Source organism: Phenylobacterium sp. (assembly GCF_016793225.1).
GTDB lineage: Bacteria > Pseudomonadota > Alphaproteobacteria > Caulobacterales > Caulobacteraceae > Phenylobacterium.
Window position 1 is genome coordinate 12,726 of sequence record NZ_JAEUMN010000092.1, and the last position, 17,686, is coordinate 30,411.

A 17,686-nucleotide genomic window follows, 5' to 3' on the forward strand; every position below is an offset into this window, starting at 1 on the left:
GGTCGGAACGGGGGGATGAGGCTCCACATCGAGAGCTGAAGCGCGTTTCGATCCGAAAACCGGTTCCCGCTCTTCGGGACGCGCTCTAGGCGCCGAAGATCCATCCCTCGGGCAGCGCGCTCAGCTGGACGCCCACCAGGATCATGCGGTCGGCCGCGGAGCCGAGGGTGATGACCACGTCGCCGCCCACCTGGGCCACGCTGAAGGGCGTCCCCGGGTCCAGCATCACCCGGTCGCCCTCGGCGATGCTGAAGTCGAAGACGCTGTCGATGCCGGCGTCCGCCGAGGTGTGGAACAGGTCGGCTCCGGCGCCGCCCACCATGCTGTCCGAGCCGCGGTCGCCCGAGACGAAGTCCGCCCCCGCCCCGCCCGCCAGGGTGTCGTCGCCCTGGCCGCCACGGACGGTGTCGTTGCCGGCGCCGCCGTCGACGGAATCGTCGCCCAGGTTCCCGAACACCACGTCGGAGCCGTCGTCGCCGAACAGCCGGTCGTTGTCCTTGCCCCCCACCACCCAGTCGTCGCCGCCGCCGCCGGATTCGGTGTCGTTGCCGGTGTTGCCCTGGATGTCGTCGAAACTGGCGCCGCCGACGATGGAATCGTCGCCGTCCTCGCCGCGCAGGAAGCCCGATCCCGAGCCGCCGTCGATGGTGTCGCCGCCGGCGCCGGCGAAGATGCGGTCCGCGCCGGCGCCGCCGGTCAGGATGTTGGCGAGGGCGTTGCCGTTCATCGTGTCGGCGCCGAAGCCGCCGATGGCGTTCTCGATCTGCGCACCCTGGGCCACCGCAACGTTGCCCACCAGCCCGCCCACGTTCGAGAAGAAGCCCTCGCGCAGGTCGATCAGCTGGTTGTTGGAATAGCCCGAGAAGTCGAAGGTGTCGGCGCCGCCGGCGTCCCAGACCGCGAAGACGAGGCGGCTGGACGAGTTCTGCGCCAGGAACCAGTCGCGCTGGGCGGTGGAGTTGAAGCCGTAGACCGTGTCGCCCGTGCGGGTCGTCATGTTGGCGCCGTACTCGATCTGGGCGGCGCGGATGTCGTCGAGCTGCGGCGCGGCGGCCAGGCGGCCGCCGTAGCTGGCGCCGGTGTTGGCCTCCGAGAAGTAGCTCATCACCGTGTACTGGCGGCTGTCCTCGAAGTACTCGGCGTTGTTGGCGTAGGTGATCGGCGCGGAGTCGTTCTCGCCGGCGTTGTAGTCGCCCGGATGGGCGAGGCCGATCGCGTGCCCCAGCTCGTGCACCAGCGTGTGGTAGCCGAAGTTGCCGGGGGTCGGGATGGCGTTCGTGCCGGCGGTGATGTTGACCCAGACGTCGCCGGCGGCGCTCGAGGCCGCCGGGTTGCCCGGGTAGTTCGCGAAGGCCGACGCGCCGCTCTGTCCCGAGGTGTAGTTGCCGAGCAGGATCGAGGCGTTGTCGGAATAGGCGCCCTCGCCCTCGAAGCCCGACCCGACCCGCACGAAGGTGATCCGCGCGACGTCGGACCAGGCCAGCATCGCCTGCTCGGCGGCGAACATCTGGGTGCTGTTGAAGCGCTGGAAGCCTTCGGTGTCGCTGGGCATGTTCAGCGGGGCGGTGGCGCGGAAGGCGTAGGTGACGGTGTAGGCCTGGCCGGCCGTCCCGCCCCAGCCCGGATAGGGCTCCATGGTGGCGGGGTTGAAGCCGGTCATCTGCAGGCCGGCCCGGTCGATGGAGAAGCTCTGCTTGCCGTTGACGGTCGTCCCGGACCGCTCGTCGGCGTTCAGGTAGGCCAGGGGAGTGGCGGCGACCCCGTCATCCAGGACCACCGCCTGGCCGGCGCAGACCGGGCAGCCGCAGCCGGCAGCCCCGGCGAAGGGCCGGCTGTCCAGGCCGGCGTCACTGAGCGAATGGGGAGCTTCGAGGGACATCTTCCAACTCTACGTCGCCATCCCCTTGGAATCCCTAGGCGATCTGGCGAACGACGGCCACGCGACCATTCGGCGCACAGATTCTTACGGCGACAGAGCGCCGCCGGACGAGAATCAATGCCGGACTTTTCGCGGCGCCGCCAGCGTTCTGCCCGCCGACGACCGACCGCCCGAGCGGCCGGCCAGCGACGGCGCGGGCATGGCGAAGCCGGGTGGGGTGGCAGGCGGCGGGCGCGCGGAGGCGGCGCGGGGAGCGGGTCCCCGCGCGGCGTCTATCTGGAGTCCGGATGCCGGGGCCCTGTCGGCGTCACCAGCCGCTGTCGCGCATGATCTGGCCGGGGCGGAGCTTCTCCCAGGGCGGGATGTAGGGCTCGGGCCAGGGTTCGGGCGGCGGCGGCTCGGGTCCGGGGAGGATGGCGGCCGGTGGCGGCTCGTCCGCCGGCGCGGATCCGCCCGCCGCTTCGGACGACGCTTGAGCAGGCGAGGCTTCGCCATCCGCGTCGTTCGAGGCTTCGTCCTCGAGGCCGAACTCGTCGGCGAGGCGCTGCACGAGTTCCTCGACCGGCGTGGCCAGGAAGTCGTCGTCGTGGGCGAGTTCGGCGAGGCGGGGCTCAAGGTCTTCCCAGACGTCCAGAGCCTCGACCTGTCCGAAGCGGCCCCACACCAGACGGGCGAGGCGGTTGTCGACGCGCTTGCGGTGATGCTCCCGGGCGTCCCGGTCGGCCTTGCGGACGCGCGCCTCGGCGGCGTCGGCCTCGCGCCGGACGCCGGCGGCGAGTTCGGCCTGCTCGCGGTCGAAGCGTTGTTTCAGGATGACGACCTGGCCGACGGTGCGGGCGAAGGCGTTGGCCGTGCGGCCGCAGCGTTCGAAGCCTTCGATGTCCTGGCCCTCGGCGGCATGGGCCATGAGGCCCCTCGCGAGTTCAACGCCCTCGACGCAGGCGTCGAGGACGCGCGCCAGGGCGGCGTCCATGCGCTCAGGGGTGAGGGCTTCGGCCATAGAGAACAAACATAGAACATCGTTGCCAGAAGTCAAGCTTCGCGTCAGAGCGAGGGGGAGAGCTGAGACCCATACGCGCCCGATGGCTGTGACGGCCCGCGAGCGTCACCGCCGCGCTCTTTCCGGACCCACGGAGTCTATGGGAGCCGGTGTTCGCCTGAGGCGAAACCGGGATGACAGGGTTTGAGATAGCGCCCCTCCCACACAACACCCGATCATCCGGCCAGCTCCTACCCTCTCAGCTGTCATCCCGGCTTCGGCGTAGCCGAAAGCCGGGACCCATACGCGCCCGATGGCTGTGACGGCCCGCGAGCGTCACCGCCGCGCTCTTTCCGGACCCGCGGAGTCTATGGGTCCCGGTGTTCGCCTGAGGCGAAACCGGGATGACAGCCGCGAGGGACGGTTGAAGTCGCGCCCCTATCGGGGCGGCGGCGGATCATCTAAACACGGGCCGACGGCGGCGGAGTGTTTCGGCGAAGTGGCGACCCACGTTCATCCAGGTGACCTGCCGGCGGGCGCGCTGGCCGGGGCGACGGCGGTGGCCATCGATTCCGAGACCATGGGCCTTCGCCTGGGCCGCGACCCGCTCTGCGTGGTGCAGTTGTCGGACGGGAACGGAGACGCCCACGTCGTTCAGCTGGACCGCGCCGGCTACGACTGCCCGAACCTCAAGCGCCTGCTGACCGATCCGGCCGTCACCAAGATCTTCCACTTCGGCCGCTTCGATATCGCCATGTTCTGGTTGCATCTGGGCGTCGTGACCGCACCCGTCTATTGCACCAAGATCGCCTCGAAGCTGGCCCGCACCTACACCGACCGCCACGGCCTGAAGGACGTGACGAAGGAGCTGCTGGGGGTGGACCTGTCCAAGGCCCAGCAGTCGTCCGACTGGGGCGCCGCGGCGCTCAGCGAGGACCAGGTGGCCTATGCGGCCTCGGACGTGCTGCACCTGCACGCGCTCCGCGCCCGCCTCGACGAGATGCTGATCCGCGAGCGGCGCGACCACCTGGCCCGCGCCTGCTTCGACTTCCTTCCCCACCGCGCGCTCCTCGACGTCGCGGGCTGGGAGGACGTCGACATCTTCGCCCACTCATGACGCGCCGCCCGCGATGACCGCCCTCTCCGACAGCAGCCTTCCCGAACCGCGGCGCGCCGACTTCGAGCGCTGGCGCCGCCGCTCGCGGCTGATCCGGACGCTGCGCATCGCGCTGCCGGCCCTGATCGCGCTGATCTTCGCCGGCCTCATCGGCTCGGTCGCCTGGTCCACCTTCAACGCCCAGCCCCGCACCGCCCGCGCCGGGGACGAACCCATCCGCCTGATCAACCCGCGCTTCGTTGGCCGGGACGACAAGGGCCGCGCCTTCGTGCTCACCGCGGACAGCGCGATCCGCGATCGCCTGGACTACAGCCGCGTGATCCTGCGCAAGCCGGCGCTGGTGCTGGACGAGGGCGGGCCCGAGCAGATGCGCATCAACGGCGCCGACGGGGTGTTCCACGAGCAGAACGGCAAGCTGGAGCTGTCGAACGGCGTGCGGATCGAAGACGCCAAGAACAGCTTCAACACCGCCGCCTCCCTGTTCGACACCAAGACCGGCGAGGTGGTCGGTTCAGGGCCCATTCAGGGCGCAGGGGGCCTTGGAGAAATCCGCGCGGAGTCCTATGGCGTGTACGGCAAGGGTGAGACCATGGTCTTCAAGGGCGGCGTGAAGACCCGGCTCGAGACGAAGAAGTAGAAGCATGCGCATGAACGTGGTCCTGACCCCCGTCCTCCTCGGTCTCGCGCTCGCCGCGGCGCCGCTGGCGGCCGCCTCGGCCCAGGGGCTCGGCCCCGACTCGGACGGCAAGCCCATGGACATCACCGCCGACGAACTGGAGGTGCAGAACAAGGCCTGCGTCTCCACCTGGCGCGGCAAGGCCGAGGCTCTGCAGGGCTCGGCCCGGCTTCGCGCGAACGTGATCCGCGCGGTGTTCGCCACCAAGCCGGGCGCGAGCGGCGGCACGGGGACCGGGGCCTGCGGCGACCTGATCCGCATCGAGGCCGAGGGCGACGTCTACTACGTGACCTCGAAGGACCAGCGGGTGCGGGGCGACAACGGCGTCTACGACGCCAGCTCCGAGACCGTCACCCTGACCGGCGACGTCGTGGCCGTGCAGGGCCAGAACGTGCTGCGCGGCAGCCGCATGGTGTTCAACTCCACGACCGGCGAGGGCCGCATGGTGGGCACGGCCACGGGCCGCAACGCCCAGGGCCGGCCGCGGGGCGTGTTCTACCCCTCCAAGAAGAACCAGACGGCGTCGAAGTGAACGCGCTCTCCCGCGTGAAGGGCCGGGCCCGACAGCCCGAAGGGGGCGAGCCCGCCGGCGGGGGCCGGGGCGCGCCCCAGGGCGCGCGCGGCGCCATCCCCACCGAAGGCCTGGTGGTCGACAACGTCGGCAAGTCGTTCCGCGGCCGCTCGGTGGTGAAGGGGGTCTCCCTGCGGCTGGGCCGCGGCGAGGTGGCCGGGCTGCTCGGCCCCAACGGCGCCGGCAAGACCACGACCTTCTACATGATCACCGGCCTGATCCCGGCCGACTACGGCGCCATCTACCTCGACGGCGAGAACATCACCGCCCAGCCCATGTACCAGCGCGCCCGCATGGGCGTGGGCTACCTGCCGCAGGAGACCTCGATCTTCCGCGGCATGAGCGTGTGGGAGAACGTGATGGCCGTGGTCGAGCTGCGCCAGCGCGACGCGAAGAAGGCCCGCGAGACCGTGACCCAGCTCCTCGAGGAGCTGCACATCGGGCACCTGAAGAATGCGCCGGCCGTGTCGCTCTCGGGCGGCGAGCGGCGGCGCGTGGAAATCGCCCGGGCGCTGGCGTCCGAGCCGTCGTTCATGCTGCTGGACGAGCCCTTCGCCGGGATCGACCCGCTGGCCATCGCCGACATCCGCGAGGTGATCAGCTACCTCAAGCAGCGCGGCATCGGCATCCTGATCACCGACCACAACGTTCGCGAGACGCTGGACATCATCGACCGCGCCTCGATCATCCATGCCGGCGAGGTGCTGTTCGAAGGGTCCCCCGACGAGATCGTCGACGACCCGGAGGTGCGGCGCGTGTACCTGGGCGATCGCTTCACCAGCTAGCCTCGCGCCGAGGCGCGGTCAGCCGGCCGGGAGAGCCGGCCCGGTCGTCACGCGCCCTCGGGGCGCGGGTCGGCCGCGTCGTCGCGGGTCTGGGTGACGGCGAGCGGCAGGAGCGCCGAGCAGGCGACGCACATGAAGCCCATCGCCTCGGGCACGCGCCCGCGCCAGCGCGCCGAATCCGGGTCGGCGCGGATGCGCACGGGCCGCACGCTCGCCAGCCGGGCCCGGCAGGTGGGGCAGACGGGGGTCGTCACGCGCCGGCCGGCCGGCGCGGCGCGGCGAAGGCGAAGCGCAGGCGAACGTCGCCGGGCGCGGCCAGGGGCCGGGCCAGATCGCAGAAGCCGAGTTCGAGGATGTCGGGCGTGTCCTCCTCGATCGAGGCGTCGTCGTCGGCCCAGCCGCCGCCTGTGACGGCGTGGCGCGAACGGACCTCCAGGCGGCAATCGACGTCCTGCGCAGGGATCTCCAGGCGCTGGTCGATGTCGGCGCCTCCGATATGGGAGCCGAAGCTCGCGCGGGCTTCGCCGGTCGCGACGCACAGGACGCGGATGTCCCAGCGATGCGCGCCGAAGGCTCGACGGGCGCTGGCGGTCATGCGGACGCCCGCGCCGGCGGGCAGGTCGATGGCGTGGGTCATGACGGGTCCTCGCCGGCTTCGGCCGGGACGGATCCCTCGGCGATGCGGCGGGCCACCGCCTGGGCGTGCGCGGTACGCTGGTCTTCCCAGGCGGCGAGCTCGAGCCACGCCGCCTCGGCGGCGCGCTGGCGCTCCTGCACCTGGGTCAGGGGGCTCGCGTCGGCCAGACTGCCGGCGTCACGGGCGCGGCTGCGGTAGTCGTCGGCCCGGAGTTCGCTCTTGAACGGGCCGCCGGGAGCGGGGGATTGGAGGGGCAGGGTCATGGCGTCAGACCCGGGTCCGCCGACCGGCGAGGGCGAAGGCGAGCGGAACCATGGCCGAAGCCAGGACTAGGGCCGCGGAGGCGGCGAACAGCAGCGACATGGGTTTCTCGGAGGGCGCCGCGTCGGGAGTGTTCGACCGCCTGGCTCGGCGGCACAGGGCCGACGGCGCACCAACCCTAGATGGGGCCGCGGGTGCCGCGGCGCCAGGGGCAGGGGCCGCTTCAGGCTGTCTACGCCCGGTGATCGGGCGCGTGTCGGGGCCGAAGCGCTCCGTTCGTCGTTCCGCCATGCAGGCGGCGCGCGGCCGTCCGGAACGCAGGAGGCGCAGGTGCGGGTGATGGTGCTGGTGAAGGCCACCGAGGACAGCGAGCGCGGCGGCCCGATCGACCCGGCCATGATGGAGGCCATGGGCCGGTTCAACGACGAACTGCAATCCGCCGGCGTGCTGCGGACGGGTGACGGCCTCAAGCCTTCGTCGGCGGGGCGGCGGGTCGCCTTCGACGGGGCGTCGCGGACCGTGACCGAAGGCCCGTTCGGCCCGCCCGGCGAGCTGGTGGCGGGGTTCTGGCTCTGGGAGGTGGCGGACCTGGACGAGGCGGTGGCGTGGGTCCGACGTTGCCCGAACCCGATGCCGGGGCCGAGCGTCATCGAGATCCGCCCGCTGTACGAGCCGGAGGATTTCCAGGCGGGCGCCTGACGGCGCCGACGGCCCCTTTCGCGGTGCGTCCAACTTCGGCGTGGGCTGCCTGCCGCGGGACCTTGATCGCCCTTTCCGGTTCGCGGTCGGCGCCGGGACGACGCCTCCGCCTGAAGGGTCCCGGTCACGGCGCCCCCCAAACGGCGATGGTCAGCGGTCGCCCTGGCCGTACGCTCCGTGCGGCGCGCGCGATGTTTGCGCGCCCAGGCAGAAATGGGGCTTTCCATGACTTACGCGTTGAAGATCGCGGCGCTCGCTGCCGCCTCGGCTCTGGCCGCTGCGTCGGCCTCCGCTGCTCCGGTTCAATGGACCACCGGCCCGGGGGCCAACGGCCACTGGTATGAGCTGGTCTCCAGCTTCGTGACGTTCGACACCGCGCTGGCGGCCGCTGAACTGGCGACGCCGATCGCGGGGTATGACGCCCACCTGGCGACGGTCACTTCCGCCGAGGAAAACGCCTTCATCTTCAACAACGTGTTCAGCGGCCTGGTCTGGTTCGCCGGCAGCGATGCGGAGGTCGAGGGGGTCTGGAAGTGGGTCGCGGGACCCGAAGCAGGCACGATCTTCCGAAATGGCTTCGTGCAGCCGCCGGGGACCTATGCGAACTGGCACGCCGGCGAGCCCAACAACGCCGGTGGCGAGGATGCGCTCACCGGCTTCTACTTCGGCGGGCTCACCTGGAACGACCAGTGCGTCTGCGCCACGAACCGCTATGTGGTGGAGTACTCCGGGTCGGGGCCCATCGGGGGCGGCGTGCCCGAGCCATCGACGTGGGCGCTGATGATCGTCGGCTTCGGCCTCGCGGGCGCCGCGGTGCGCACCGGGCGGCGGCGCGCTGTCGCCGAGGCCGCGTGACGACCCGCGCGAGGCTTCGTCGAGTTTCCGTCACCGCCGCCAGCGCTGTCGGCGGTCGTCCCAGCGCCCGTAGCGGGAGTCGTAGGGGTAGCCAGAGAAGCCGTAGCCGCAGGGGTCGTCGCGTCGGGCGAGCTGGTTGCCGATGATGCCGCCGGCGACCCCGCCGACAGCCGCGCCGGCTGCGTCGTCCCGGGCCACGGCGGCGCCTGCCGCCGCGCCCAGCACCGCGCCCGCCGCCGTCGCGGCCGCCCGGTTGCGCTCGTAGTCACGTTCGCAGGCCGAGGCCCAGCGACCGCTGCCGGTGCTGGCGCAGCCGCCGAGCGTCACGACGGCGAGTATTGGCAGGACGAGGATCGGACGCATGGCGGCTCCGCGGGGCTGGATGACGACGTTCGTCCAGCAAACGGCGCAGACCTCTCGGCGTTCCAGTCCGCCGGAAACGGGGCCGGAGCGCAGCGTATTCGGCGCCCCGCTCGGCCAGGCGTGAGCGCCGGTCAGCCGATGAGCTTCTCCATGTCGGCGATGGTGCGTTCGAACTTGGTCAGCATGGCGCGGTAGGGCTCGGGCGAGGTCATGTCCACGCCCGCGCGCTTCAGCACGTCGACCGGATAGTCCGAGCCGCCGGCCTTGAGCACCGCCAGGTACGCGTCGCGCTCGCGCGGTCCGCCGGCGAGGATCTTCTCGGCGAAGGCCGAGGCGGCGGTCACCGAGGTCGCGTACTGATAGACGTAGAAGTTGTAGTCGAAGAAGTGGCCGGGGAGCGCCCATTCGACGCCGTAGGCCTCCTCGATGGTCATCCTCGGGCCGTGGTAGCGCTTGAGCAGGTCGAGGTAGATGGCCGACAGCCGCTTGCCGGACAGGGCCTCGCCCTTCTCGGCCGCCTCGTGGATGGCGAGCTCGAACTCGGCGAACATGGTCTGGCGGTAGAAGGTGGCGCGCATCATCTCGCAGACGCGGTCCAGGTAGAACAGCTTCTCCTCGCGGGTCTTGGCGCCCTTGACCATGTGGGCGACGAGGAGCTGCTCGTTCACGGTCGAGGCCACCTCGGCCAGGAAGGTGGGATAGCCGGCGAGCTCGAACGGCTGGGCCTTCTGGGCGATGAGCGTGTGCATCGCATGGCCCCACTCGTGGGCGTAGGTCGACAGGCCCTCGTAGTTGTCGGTGTGGTTCAGCAGCATGTAGGGGTGCACGTCGTAGGCGGCGCCGAACACATAGGCTCCGCCGCGCTTGCCCTTGGACGGATAGACGTGGACCCAGGGCTGGGCAGTGGCGCGCTCGAACTCGCGCGAGTACTCCGGACCCAGCGGCTTCATGGCCTCCAGCGAGAGGCGGCGGCTGGCGGCCAGGTCGAACCTGGCGTCGAGGCGCGTGACCGGCGGATAGATGTCCCAGTAGCCGAGGTCCGACAGGCCCAGCAGGCGGCGGCGCAGGTCGAAGTAGCGGTGCAGGATCGGCAGGCCGCGGTTCGCCTCCGCCACCAGCGTGCGGTAGACGCCGGTGGGGATGTTCGGCCCGTCGGTGGCCCAGGCCAGGGCGCTGTCGTACTTGCGGGCGCGGGCGTTGAAGAGGTCGCCGTTGACCTTGGCCGCCAGCGCGGCGCCCAGGCTGGATTCGAAGCCCTTGAAGGCGCCGAAGAAGGTGTCGAACACCTTCTTGCGTTCGGCGCGGTCGGCGGCGGCGCGCGCGCGGGTGTACCCCTGCTGGTCCAGGCGGACCGGCTCCCCGGCCACCGTCACCGTGGGCCACGGAATGTCGGAGGCCACGAGCTGGCCGCGCACGGTGGTCGGGCCCGAGAGCGGGTTGGAGGCCGCCGCGAGCAGCGCCTCGCCCTGGTCGTCCAGGGTGTGCGGCGCCTGGCGCAGGGTGTCCATGAGCCCGAAGCGGAACTTCGCCAGCGCGGGGTCCTCGCCGAGCAGGGCCTCGATGCGGGCGCGGCCCACGCGCAGCACCTCGGGGCTCGTCCAGGCGGTGGCCTCGCCGAACTTCGCGCCCAGGGCCTGGGCCCGCTGGCGGCGTTCCTGGTGTACGGCGACGGACAGGTCCTCGTCGGCCTTCAGGGTGGCGTAGACCACCAGCCGCAGGAACCGCTTCTGCAGCGCGGAGATCGCCTCCAGCGCGGACCTTAGGCTGGCGGCGCTCTCCCCCAGCTTGCCCTTGTGCGCGGCGAGGCCTGGCAGGGCGGCCTCGACCGCCCTGGCCTCGGCGTCCCAGGCCGCGGCGTCGGGGTAGAGGGGCGCCAGGTCCCACACGGCGGGCAGCGCGGCGGCGGCGGTCTGGGCGTTGGCGAAGGCGGGCGCGGCGGCGGCTGCGGCGGCCAGCATGAGCGCCTGGCGGCGGCTGAAATCGGTCATCTGGTCAAAGGGCTCCCAAGGTGACGCGAAGCTAGGGAGGCCCGAAGCGGCCCGCAACTTACGGAAGCGTAAGCCGGCGCGGCTTGGAGCCTCACCCGTTCAGACGGAACCGTCTGAACGGGAGAATGAGGCTCTAAATCAAAAGCTTGAGCGCGTTTCGATCCGAAAACCGGTTCCCACTTTTCGGAACGCGCTCTAGCCGGCGGCCGCCTTGCGCGCCTTGTCCATCCGCTCCCAGTGCTCCTGCTGATGGCGCCGCCAGCGGGCGCGCAGGCTGGCCGGGCGGTCGGGGTAGCGCTCGTCGAGGAAGCGGGCCGTCGTGATCCGGTCCGTGCGGAACGAACGGAAGTCGCCGCGCAGTTCGCACCAGGCCATCACCAGCCGCGTGGTCTCGTAGTAGCCGATGGCGAAGGGCCACACGGTGCGTCCGGACTCGCGATCCTGCTCGTCGCGATAGGTCAGGGCGACCTTGCGGCCGTGGCGGATGGCGGCGCGCAACTCGGCCATGTCGAGATTGTCGGGCGCGGCCTTCCAGCTCGGCGCCGCGCGCGTGGCGGGCTCGACCACGAGCGGACGCAGCTGCTCGGGGATCACCGCCCCGATCTTGGCGATCAGGTCCTCGGCCGCGCGGCGCAGGGCGGGATCGCCGCGGGCGGCCACCATCTGGGCGCCGAGCACGGCGGCCTCCACCTCCTCGGGCGTCAGCATGAGCGGCGGCAGGTCGTAGCCGTCCTCGAGGATGTAGCCGACGCCGGCCTCGCCGCGGATGGGCGCCCTCTGGCCCACGAGGTCGGCGATGTCGCGGTAGACGGTGCGCTTGGAGGTCTCGAGCTCCTCGGCGATGGCGTCGGCGGTCACCGGCCGCGTGGTCCGCCGCAGGATCTGGATGATCTGGAACAGGCGATCGGCGCGTCGCATTTTGTTCTCATGCCAAGCTGCTGACAGGATGGTGTCAGCAAGGCCCCGCCAGGATGCTCCTGTCAACGCGGGAGACCTGAGATGATCACGCTCTACGGCATCGGCGCGGGTTTCGGGCTTCCCGAGATCAGCCCCTTCGTCACCAAGACCGAGGTGCAGCTGAAGATGGCGGGCCTCGCCTACGAGAAGCGCATCGCCCAGCCCTCCGACGGGCCGAAAGGGCAGGTCCCCTTCATCGAGGCCGACGGCGTCCGCATCGGCGACTCGACCTTCATCCGCGGCTGGGTCGAACGCACGCACGGCGTCGACTTCGACGAGGGCCTCTCGCCCGAGCAGCGCGCCACGGCCTGGGCGGTCGAGCGCATGATGGAGAACAACTTCGCCTGGGCGATGGTGTTCGAGCGCTGGCTGGATCCGGTGAACTTCGCCAAGGGGCCGGCGCGGTTCTTCGCGGGCGCTCCGCAGACGGCGCGCGACGCGGTGCTGGACGAGGTGCGCGCCAACGTCCGGGCCGGCGGCATGGGCCGGCATTCGGACCTCGAGATCGTGGCGCTGGGCGTGCGCTCGCTGGCGGCGGTGGCCGCGATCCTCGGAGACAGGCGCTACCTGTTCGGCGACCGGCCCTGCGGCGCGGACGCCACGGTGTTCGCCATGCTGGCCGGCGCGCTGACCCCGTTCTTCTCGGGCGAGCTCCGCCGCCGGGCGGAAGGCTTCGGGACGCTGGTCGCCTACGTCGACCGGCTGATGGCGCAGTTCTACCCCGACTTCGCCTGGGACCTCGAACCGGCGAAGGCCGCCTGAACCCCACGCGGGAGCTGTCGCCGCAACCTGGAGCGCGTTCCGAAAAGTGGGAACCGGTTTTCGGATCGAAACGCGCTCAAGTTCTTGATTTAGCGCCTCATTTGTCCCGTTCAGACGGTTCCGTCTGAACGGGTGAGGCGCTGGGGCCTCCGCGTGAACGGGGGCCCTCTCTTTCGGGTGGTCCTCGCCGGCCGGAAAGGTTCCGGCGCGCCGTTAACCTGTCGGTGGGGAAGCGCCGGTTAGCTTGGCAAGCAAGAAGCGGGCCAGGGGGATCGGTTTTGGCGCTCAGCGCACGGCTGGAGATTCGGCAGGGGCAGGGGCTGGTCATCACGCCCCAGCTGCAGCAGGCGATCAAGCTGCTGCAGATGTCGAACCTCGAGCTCGAGGCCTTCGTGGAGACCGAGCTGGAGCGCAATCCGCTGCTGCAGCGGGACGAGCGCGAGGCCGAGGGCGAGGACCTGCCGGAGCCGGCGGCCGCGAAGGCCGACGAGCACGCCGCCGACGCCGAGGCGCGCGCCGAGCTCGACACCACCCATGACGAGGCTTCGCCGGGCGAACGCGCCACGGGCGACGCCCCCGAGGCCGCCGACGCCGGCGGCGCCATCGACTGGTCGCGGGCCGGGTCGGGCGGCAGCTTCGACCGCGAGGAGGGCGACTTCGAGGGCGCGCTCGCCCGCGAGAAGACGCTGGCCGAACACCTCCAGGAGCAGGTCGCCGCGGCCGGCCTGTCGCGCGCCGAAGCCGTGATCGCGGGCGTGCTCATCGATGCCGTGGACGAGGGCGGCTATCTGCGCGCCGAGACCGCGGAGGTCGCCGAGCGGCTGGGCTGCGCGGTGGAACTGGTGGAGCGCGTGCTGGGCGTCGTGCAGGGCTTCGACCCCGTGGGCGTCGCCGCCCGCGACGTGCGCGAATGCCTGATGATCCAGCTGAAGGACCAGAACCGGTACGACCCGGCGATGGCGGCCCTGCTCGACAACCTGCCGCTGCTCGCCCGGCGCGACCTGCCCGCGCTGAAGAAGCTCTGCGGCGTCGACGACGAAGACCTGCGCGACATGATCGCCGAGATCCGCGGCCTGACGCCCCGGCCCGGCGCGGCGTTCCCGGGCGGCGAGGCGGCGACGCCCGTGCAGCCCGACGTCCACGTCCGGGAGGGGCCAGGCGGGCTGTGGCACGTCGAGCTGAACTCCGACACCCTGCCGCGGCTGCTGGTCGACCAGCGCTACCACGCACGCGTCTCGGGCCAGGCGCGGAGCGACCAGGAGAAGACCTTCGTCTCGGACTGCCTGGCGCAGGCCAACTGGCTGATGAAGAGCCTGGACCAGCGCGCGCGGACCATCCTGAAGGTGAGCTCCGAGATCGTGCGGCAGCAGGACGCCTTCCTGGCCTACGGCGTCGAACACCTGCGGCCGCTGAACCTGAAGACCGTGGCCGACGCGATCGGCATGCACGAGTCCACCGTGAGCCGCGTCACCTCGAACAAGTACATGGCCACCCCGCGCGGCCTGTTCGAGATGAAGTTCTTCTTCACCTCGGCCATCGCCTCGTCCGAGGGCGGCGAGGCCCACTCCGCCGAGAGCGTGCGCCACAAGATCAAGCAGCTGATCGACGGCGAGCAGGCCGAGGCGGATGTCCATTCCGACGACCGGCTGGTGGAGATCCTGAAGGCCGCCGGCGTGGACATCGCCCGGCGCACGGTCGCCAAGTACCGCGAGGCCATGCGCATTCCGTCCTCGGTGGAGCGGCGGCGGATGCTGAAGGTGGACGCCTAGCGCAGGCGGGCGCGGCCGGGTCTGGCGCCCCGCCGGCAGAAGACTGTTTCGCAGATCGTGGGTTCCGGGCGGGCCCTCATCGCGGTAGCTGAGGACCCCTGCAGACACATGGGAGTCCTCCGTTGCGGATCGCCAGCCTCATCGTCGCCCTCACGGTCGGTCTCGCCGCCGCCCCCGCGCTGGCGCAGTCGCCCAACGCCTCGCCCGCCGCCGCCCGGGCCGTCGCGGCGGGGACCTACAACGTGGACCCGAACCACACGATCGTCACCTGGTCCGTCGACCACATGGGCTTCTCGCGGCTTTCGGGGATGGTCGGCGAGATGAAGGGCGTGCTGAAGCTGGATCCGGCCCGCCCCGAGGCGGCCAGCGTCGAGATCGATATTCCGCTCTCGGGCCTGCGCGTGACCTCGCCCGCCTTCGGCAAGCACCTGGCGACCGGGGACCTCTTCGACACGGCCAAGCACCCGACCGCCCGGTTCGTCTCGCGCAGCGTCAAGGTGAACGGGCTGCAGGCCCAGATCGCCGGCGACCTCACCCTGCGCGGCGTGACGCGCCCGGTCGTGCTGGACGCCCGGTTCTACGGCGCGGGGGCCAACCCGATGACCAAGGCCGCCACCGTCGGCTTCTCGGCCGTCGCCAAGCTGAAGCGCAGCGAGTTCGGCCTGGGCTACGCCGTCCCCGCCGTCTCGGACGAGGTGAACCTCGAGATCGACGCCGCCTTCGAGAAGGCGCCGGGGTAGGGCGCTGTAATCCGGCGTTCATCTGACCGACAGGTGAGGTTCACGGCGGCTCCATAGCTCCTTCCTCCGAGGCTTCGCGCCTCCAGTGGCGAAGGACGATGAGCAGCTTGAAACGCGCAGTCTCGATCCCGGCGGCGTTCGGCGGGGCTGTGGCGCTGGCCGTCTATCCCGCGCCGGCAGCGGCGGCCGACGAGGACGTCCAGGCCTGGACGGTGCTGCAGGCCTCGCGGCCGATTTCGGAACGGTGGGTGTTCAACCTCGACACCCAGGCGCGGTTCAACGAGGACGCCGGCCGGCTGGGCCAGTTCGTGCTGCGGCCGTCGATCGGCTGGCGGCTGGACGGAACGCGCACGCTCTCGCTGGGCTATGTCTACAACCGCTCGAGCCAGCTGGGCCGCGCGCCGGTCCACGAGCACCGGATCTGGCAGCAGCTGGCCTTCCGCATCGCGGGCGACGGCCGCGGGCCGACCCTGACCGGCCGCACGCGCCTCGAGCAGCGACGCGTCGAGAACCGCGAGGGCGCCGGATGGCGGCTCCGCCAGCAGTTGCGCTTCACCGCGCCGCTTGCGGGGGAGGTGCGCGGGGTCGTCACCACCGAGCCCTTCATCGGCCTGAACGGCACCGCCTGGGGCCAGCGCGACGGGCTTGCCGCCTGGCGCAGCTTCGCCGGCGTCTCCATCCCGGTCTCTCCCACCCTGGCCGTGGAGCCGGGCTACCTCCACCAGCACACCTTCCGCCCGGGCGAGGATGCGGTGATCCACGCCGCCTCGGTGACCCTGACCGTTCAGTTCTAGCCGGAGACACGATCATGCGCCTGCGTTCGACGATGCGTTCCCGCCGCCTGGGCTGGGCGGCCGCAGCGGTGCTGCTGGCCGTCGGCGGCGCGGCCCAGGCCAGCGCGCCCAAGCCCGTCCCGTCCGCGCTGGCGCGCATGACCCCCGAGGACGTGGCGGCTCGCGTCGAGGTTCGCGACGACCCTCTGGAAGAGCACATCCGGTTCAGCACGAAGCCTGTGCACCGGCGGGGCTCGGCCGCCGACGGCGTGGCGGTCAACGACGGCTATGTGACGGCGCTGCGGTCGCGGGAGGGCGGCGAGGTCCGCTGGCGCGTGAACCACGAACTTTCGTACCTCGGCGCGCGGCGCGACCTTCGGGTGGTGCACCTGCGCACCGCGCAGGGGCTGGAGAAGATCCCGCCCTCGGCCGTACGGCGCTGGGACGACGGCTGCCCCGAGCCCTCGACCTCGTGCCTGCAGCATGTCCGGGTCGAGTTCGAGGCTCCCGAGCGGGTGATCCGCGAGATCGCGGCGGCCTGGAAGCCGGGCGGCCGGGAGGCCTGGCCGCTGCGGTTCAAGGACGCCTACGGGCAGGATGTGACCGTCGGTTTGGCCCCCGCCGAGGTGGCGGGGCTCGTTCAGGCGGTGGACGCCTGGCGCCGGTGAAGGGCTGCGGCGCGGCTGTAATCCGCCGTTCATTCTCACGACAGTTGAGGTTCACGGTGAAGGCGTACCCCGGTCGCAAGGCGATCATCGCCGGGCAGATCAGGAGAAGCACGCATGACCCCTCGCTCCATCGTCGCAGCCGGCGCCCTGTTCGCCGCCGTGGCGGCCGCTCCGGCCGCATGGGCGAGCACGACCTACACGGGCGCTCTGACCGAGGCCGAAGTGCTGTCGGCGCAGAAGGCCTGGGGCGACGCGCTCGTGGCCATCGCCCGTGAGCACGAGGCGCACGGCCACGCGAAGGCCAAGGCGCTGGCTGTCCAGGTTCTCGACAAGGCCTACGGCTACAACCTGGGTCCGGTGCTCTTCAAGCCGACCCTCACGGTCTCGCCGCAGACGTTCCGGACCACCAAGGAGGGCGCGCTGGCCTACTTCGTGGGCGGGGATGCGAAGTACCCGAACGACAAGGGGTTCGCGCTGCAGGGCTGGCGCAGCGTCGAGATCCGGAACGCCGCCATCCAGATCCACGGCGACACCGCCAGCACGGTGGGCAACGTCATCATGACCGACAAGGACGGCAAGGTGACGGTCGTGGACAAGAGCTGGTCGTTCAAGAAGACCGACGATGGCGCGATCCGCATCGTGGCGCACCACTCCTCGCTGCCCTACGCCGCGAAGTAGGACGCCCGGCTCCCCCGGAGCCGCCGACGCCTCCGCCCCCGCGGCGGAGGCGTTCGCACGCCGGCGTCAGGCCTCCACGAGCTTGCGGGCGGGCACGGGCTCGAGCCGGTAGCCCAGGCCCCGGACGGTCGTGATGAAGGACGCCGCATCGGGCGGATCCACCTTGGCCCGCAGCCGCCGCACGTAGACGTCGACGACGTTCGTCAGCGGGTCTTCGTCGACGCCCCAAACATTGGAGAGGATCCGCTCGCGGCTGAGCACGCGTCCGGGGGCGGTCATGAACAGCTCCAGGAGGGCGAGTTCGCGGGCGGTGAGCACGATCTCCTCGCCCCCGCGGCTGACGCGCATGGCGCCACGGTCCAGCTCGAGGTCGCCGACCGCGAGGGTCCGGCTGGACGCCCGCTGGTCGCGGGGCCGGCGCAGCAGCGCCTCGATGCGGGCCAGCAGCTCCTCGAAGGCGAAGGGCTTCACCAGGTAGTCGTCGGCGCCCATGCGCAGCCCCGACACCCGATCCTCGACGGCGCCGAGG

At 71.3% G+C, this 17,686-nt stretch carries 21 protein-coding genes; 12 read left to right on the top strand and 9 right to left on the bottom strand.

Going from position 1 to position 17,686, the window contains the following annotated elements; translation table 11 throughout:
* Positions 1 to 85: 85 nt before the first annotated feature.
* Positions 86 to 1,879 carry a M10 family metallopeptidase C-terminal domain-containing protein gene (locus JNK30_RS11120; RefSeq protein ID WP_293482304.1) on the bottom strand — a complete coding sequence of 598 codons (1,794 nt, stop codon included), beginning with the start codon at positions 1,877 to 1,879 and terminating at the stop codon, positions 86 to 88.
* 307 nt (positions 1,880 to 2,186) lie between these two features.
* A complete protein-coding gene (locus JNK30_RS11125; protein ID WP_293482305.1) occupies positions 2,187 to 2,879 on the bottom strand; it encodes a hypothetical protein in 693 nt (230 codons plus the stop codon).
* Positions 2,880 to 3,357: 478 nt separating this feature from the next.
* Here JNK30_RS11125 and JNK30_RS11130 point away from each other — a divergent pair, with 478 nt between their 5' ends.
* From JNK30_RS11130 to lptB, 4 genes are all read left to right on the top strand, one after another.
* Entirely contained in the window at positions 3,358 to 3,975 is a 618-nt protein-coding gene (locus tag JNK30_RS11130; protein WP_293482306.1) for a ribonuclease D, read from the top strand.
* Between the two features lie 13 nt (positions 3,976 to 3,988).
* Entirely contained in the window at positions 3,989 to 4,612 is a 624-nt protein-coding gene (lptC, locus tag JNK30_RS11135) for an LPS export ABC transporter periplasmic protein LptC (RefSeq protein ID WP_293482307.1), read from the top strand.
* A gap of 10 nt (positions 4,613 to 4,622) precedes the next feature.
* Positions 4,623 to 5,183 (top strand): LptA/OstA family protein, encoded by a 561-nt coding sequence (locus JNK30_RS11140; RefSeq protein ID WP_293482308.1) that lies wholly within the window; start codon positions 4,623 to 4,625, stop codon positions 5,181 to 5,183.
* A gap of 95 nt (positions 5,184 to 5,278) precedes the next feature.
* Positions 5,279 to 6,007 carry an LPS export ABC transporter ATP-binding protein gene (gene lptB, locus JNK30_RS11145; protein ID WP_293482324.1) on the top strand — a complete coding sequence of 243 codons (729 nt, stop codon included), beginning with the start codon at positions 5,279 to 5,281 and terminating at the stop codon, positions 6,005 to 6,007.
* 47 nt (positions 6,008 to 6,054) lie between these two features.
* Here lptB and JNK30_RS11150 read toward each other — a convergent pair whose 3' ends face one another.
* From JNK30_RS11150 to JNK30_RS11160, 3 genes are read right to left on the bottom strand one after another with little or no spacing between them, the layout of a single operon-like run.
* Positions 6,055 to 6,261, bottom strand: a complete 207-nt coding sequence (locus tag JNK30_RS11150) for a hypothetical protein (protein WP_293482309.1) — start codon at positions 6,259 to 6,261, stop codon at positions 6,055 to 6,057.
* Complete coding sequence (locus JNK30_RS11155) at positions 6,258 to 6,644, bottom strand: hypothetical protein (RefSeq protein ID WP_293482310.1); 387 nt, start codon at positions 6,642 to 6,644, stop codon at positions 6,258 to 6,260. Before JNK30_RS11155 ends, JNK30_RS11150 begins: the two co-directional genes overlap by 4 nt.
* Complete coding sequence (locus JNK30_RS11160; RefSeq protein ID WP_293482311.1) at positions 6,641 to 6,907, bottom strand: hypothetical protein; 267 nt, start codon at positions 6,905 to 6,907, stop codon at positions 6,641 to 6,643. Before JNK30_RS11160 ends, JNK30_RS11155 begins: the two co-directional genes overlap by 4 nt.
* Positions 6,908 to 7,244: 337 nt before the next feature.
* On the opposite strand from JNK30_RS11160, the gene JNK30_RS11165 reads away from it, so the two are divergent.
* The gene (locus tag JNK30_RS11165; RefSeq protein ID WP_293482325.1) at positions 7,245 to 7,604 is read left to right on the top strand and encodes a YciI family protein; all 360 of its coding nucleotides are present in this window, start codon (positions 7,245 to 7,247) and stop codon (positions 7,602 to 7,604) included.
* Positions 7,605 to 7,829: 225 nt separating this feature from the next.
* The gene (locus JNK30_RS11170; protein WP_293482312.1) at positions 7,830 to 8,459 is read left to right on the top strand and encodes a PEPxxWA-CTERM sorting domain-containing protein; all 630 of its coding nucleotides are present in this window, start codon (positions 7,830 to 7,832) and stop codon (positions 8,457 to 8,459) included.
* 30 nt (positions 8,460 to 8,489) lie between these two features.
* Here JNK30_RS11170 and JNK30_RS11175 read toward each other — a convergent pair whose 3' ends face one another.
* The 3 genes from JNK30_RS11175 to JNK30_RS11185 all read right to left on the bottom strand — a co-directional run bounded on the left by JNK30_RS11175 (position 8,490) and on the right by JNK30_RS11185 (position 11,728).
* Positions 8,490 to 8,822, bottom strand: a complete 333-nt coding sequence (locus tag JNK30_RS11175; RefSeq protein ID WP_293482313.1) for a hypothetical protein — start codon at positions 8,820 to 8,822, stop codon at positions 8,490 to 8,492.
* 131 nt (positions 8,823 to 8,953) lie between these two features.
* On the bottom strand, positions 8,954 to 10,810 hold the full coding sequence (locus JNK30_RS11180) for a M3 family oligoendopeptidase (RefSeq protein ID WP_293482314.1): 1,857 nt from the start codon (positions 10,808 to 10,810) through the stop codon (positions 8,954 to 8,956).
* Between the two features lie 195 nt (positions 10,811 to 11,005).
* The gene (locus tag JNK30_RS11185; protein WP_293482315.1) at positions 11,006 to 11,728 is read right to left on the bottom strand and encodes a YafY family protein; all 723 of its coding nucleotides are present in this window, start codon (positions 11,726 to 11,728) and stop codon (positions 11,006 to 11,008) included.
* Between the two features lie 81 nt (positions 11,729 to 11,809).
* Between JNK30_RS11185 and JNK30_RS11190 the strand changes: the two genes are divergently transcribed.
* The 6 genes from JNK30_RS11190 to JNK30_RS11215 all read left to right on the top strand — a co-directional run bounded on the left by JNK30_RS11190 (position 11,810) and on the right by JNK30_RS11215 (position 17,157).
* Complete coding sequence (locus tag JNK30_RS11190; RefSeq protein WP_293482316.1) at positions 11,810 to 12,529, top strand: glutathione S-transferase family protein; 720 nt, start codon at positions 11,810 to 11,812, stop codon at positions 12,527 to 12,529.
* Between the two features lie 278 nt (positions 12,530 to 12,807).
* Positions 12,808 to 14,298 carry an RNA polymerase factor sigma-54 gene (gene rpoN, locus JNK30_RS11195; protein WP_293482317.1) on the top strand — a complete coding sequence of 497 codons (1,491 nt, stop codon included), beginning with the start codon at positions 12,808 to 12,810 and terminating at the stop codon, positions 14,296 to 14,298.
* A gap of 122 nt (positions 14,299 to 14,420) precedes the next feature.
* A complete protein-coding gene (locus tag JNK30_RS11200) occupies positions 14,421 to 15,038 on the top strand; it encodes a YceI family protein (protein WP_293482318.1) in 618 nt (205 codons plus the stop codon).
* A 98-nt stretch (positions 15,039 to 15,136) separates the two neighbouring features.
* Positions 15,137 to 15,832 (top strand): DUF2490 domain-containing protein, encoded by a 696-nt coding sequence (locus tag JNK30_RS11205; RefSeq protein ID WP_293482319.1) that lies wholly within the window; start codon positions 15,137 to 15,139, stop codon positions 15,830 to 15,832.
* 14 nt (positions 15,833 to 15,846) lie between these two features.
* On the top strand, positions 15,847 to 16,479 hold the full coding sequence (locus JNK30_RS11210; RefSeq protein WP_293482320.1) for a hypothetical protein: 633 nt from the start codon (positions 15,847 to 15,849) through the stop codon (positions 16,477 to 16,479).
* A gap of 114 nt (positions 16,480 to 16,593) precedes the next feature.
* Positions 16,594 to 17,157, top strand: a complete 564-nt coding sequence (locus tag JNK30_RS11215) for a hypothetical protein (protein WP_293482321.1) — start codon at positions 16,594 to 16,596, stop codon at positions 17,155 to 17,157.
* A 66-nt stretch (positions 17,158 to 17,223) separates the two neighbouring features.
* On the opposite strand, the gene JNK30_RS11220 is transcribed toward JNK30_RS11215, so the two are convergent.
* On the bottom strand, positions 17,224 to 17,686 hold a 463-nt coding region (locus tag JNK30_RS11220), incomplete at its 5' end, for a response regulator transcription factor (RefSeq protein ID WP_293482322.1).